The 2464-nt window shown below is 67.3% G+C and carries 2 protein-coding genes; both read right to left on the reverse strand.

Going from position 1 to position 2464, the window contains the following annotated elements:
- On the reverse strand, positions 1-283 hold a 283-nt coding region (locus E6J59_19970), incomplete at its 3' end, for a cobalamin-binding protein (GenBank protein TMB15422.1).
- A gap of 89 nt (positions 284-372) precedes the next feature.
- The gene (locus E6J59_19975; protein ID TMB15421.1) at positions 373-2454 is read right to left on the reverse strand and encodes a CHASE2 domain-containing protein; all 2082 of its coding nucleotides are present in this window, start codon (positions 2452-2454) and stop codon (positions 373-375) included.
- Positions 2455-2464 lie beyond the last annotated feature (10 nt).

Genomic DNA, 2464 nt, shown 5'->3' on the forward strand with positions numbered 1-2464 from the left:
CGCCCTGCGCGGTGCCGATCACGACGATGCCGTGGTAGTCGTCGCCCTTGGCGGCGGCGGTGATGAGCGGCTTGAGGAGATCGAGCCCGGCGTACATCGCGCGCGCGGAGAGCAGCACCTGGGGGACGTAGTACTCGTTGCGACGGAACTTCTCGCCGACGACATCCATGCCCGGGATGAGGCCCTTGAAGATGAGGTCCTTGGGGTCCATGGAGAGGGCGAGCCCTTCGCGCGTCTTGGCGGCGACGGTGTCCTTGTCGCCGATGATCAGCGCCCGCGACATCTTCGGATAGTCGAACGGCTCGCTCATGCTCCTCCCGCGCGCGTCGTCGTGTTCAGCCGAGTTCTAACACGGGGCTGCGGGCGCGGCAATCACTTCGCGCGGGTGCTCAGGTAATCGGCGACCGTCGGCGCCGAGTCGGGGTCGAGCGACGTGAAGGTGACGCCGGCCTGGTCGCCCTTGCGCCAGGTGATGGTGGCCTCGGCCACGATAGGCTTCGGCAGCGCCCCGCCCTCGCAGCGGATCTGCACGGTCTGGCCCTTCACCCAGTCCTCCGGCACGCCCTTGAGGGCCATGCCGCGCTCGCTGATGTCGAGCGTGAGCACGCTGCACGCGCGGCCCTCGCCCGCGATCGACAGCACGGCGGCGGCCTCGAGGGCCGCGCGGGGATGCTCGCGGATGTTGTCGGGCAGGACGGCGTAGATCTTCACCGGCTGGCTCTTGCCCTTCACGGTGACGTCGCCGAGCTCCTTGGTCACGAACTGACCCTTCACCAGCTCGTAGGTGGACTCGCTGATGATGATGTTGGTCTTGTAGTCCTTCGTGATCGACTCCAGCCGCGCGCCGAGGTTGATGGTGTCGCCGATGGCCGTGTACTGGAGGATCTGCGTGGAGCCCAGCGTGCCCACCACCGCCTCGCCCGTGTTGATCCCGACGCCGTTGCGGATGGCGATGCCGAGCTTGTCCTCCCAGCGCTTGGACACGGCCAGCGTCCGCTCCTGGAACTCGAGCGCAGTGCGCACGGCCTTGACGGCGTGCTCGGGATCCTCGAGCGGCACGTTGTAGAGTGCCATCACGCAGTCGCCGATGTACTTGTCGACGGCGCCGTCGTGTTTGTAGACGATCTCGGTCATCTCCGTCAGGTACTCGCGCAGCATCTCCTCCACCTGCTCGGGCTGCAGCTGCTCGGAGAGCGAGGTGAAGCCGCGGATGTCGGAGAAGAGCACGGTCACCAGGCGCCGGCTCGTGGTGAGGCTGCCCTCCTCCTTGTGGCGGACGACCTCTTTCACGACGGCGGGCGAGAAGAACCGCGACAGCTGCCTCCGCTCGCGCTGCTCGCGCACGAAGTGCTCGACGACGGTCCCGCCGTAGCCGAGCACGAGGGCCCACGTGCCCGCCATCCCGCGCATCCACACGTCCATCAGGACGAAGCCGGCGTAGGCAGCCGACGTGAGGATGGCCCACAGTCCGGTGGCGGCCAGTAGCGCGCGAAACGCCCGGAGCCGTACGACCAAGCGGCAGCCGACCAGCCCGGCGACGACGGCCAGCGCGGTGGAGACGGGCCGCGGCACCTCGCGGATCGGGTTGCCACGGACCAGCGTCTCCAGCGCGTTGGCGTGGATCTCCACACCAGGCATGTTGCCGCCGCGCGCGAACGGAGTCCCGAAGACGTCGTGGAACACCTCACTGGTCGGGCCGATCAGGACAATCTTGTCCTTCCAGTACCCCGGTGGGATCGTCTTCTCTCCGCGCGCCACGCGGTAATACGAGACCCATGGGTACGTGCGGGGCCCGCCGCGGAAGTTGATGAGAACACTTTCGCGCTCGGGCAGCGGTGCGACGCGGACTCCGGCCTTTGCCATCAGCGCGTGGAGTTGGACGTCGAAACCAGGAAGGCGTTCGCCCTCGAGCGCCGTCCAGAGCGGCACGCGCCGGACCTCGTTGTCGGCGTCAGCGGGCATGTTCAGCGGCGCCATGCCGGCCGCGCCCCGGCGAATGACGGGAAGCGGAGCGTTCAGGGTGGTGCGGATGTAGAACGGCTGAGGGTCTTCGGCCACAGCCGCCCCGAGGATCACATTTCGCGCGGATGCGATCGCGGCGCCGAGCGCCTCGTCGTCGGCGGGGCCACGTAACGAGTCTTTGTCGAACATGATGTCGACGCCGATCGCCAGCGGCTTGCCCTCGGCGATCCTCCTGATCACCTTGCCGTGCAGCGCCCGCGGGTACGGCCACTGGTCCTCCAGCTCGGCAAAGGTCGACTCGTCGATCGCGACGATCACGACCGACACCGTGGGTGTGCGTTTCCCCCGCAATTCGAAGAGCTTGTCCAGCGATTTATATTCTAGCCATTCCAGACCGCCGAACTGCACGAGGACGACGACGGCGACGCCCGCCAGGATGCCGGCCAGATGCTTGCGGCCGATCCTACGGATCCGGGACCACGAAACCTTCATCTTCGACAAT

The sequence above is a fragment of the Deltaproteobacteria bacterium genome, from assembly GCA_005879795.1.
Taxonomy (GTDB): domain Bacteria; phylum Desulfobacterota; class Binatia; order DP-6; family DP-6; genus DP-6.

Excerpts from the sequence above, each read along its gene's own strand:
- E6J59_19975 (TMB15421.1), bottom strand. The coding sequence starts at position 2,454 with ATGAAGGTTTCGTGGTCCCGGATCCGTAGGATCGGCCGCAAGCATCTG.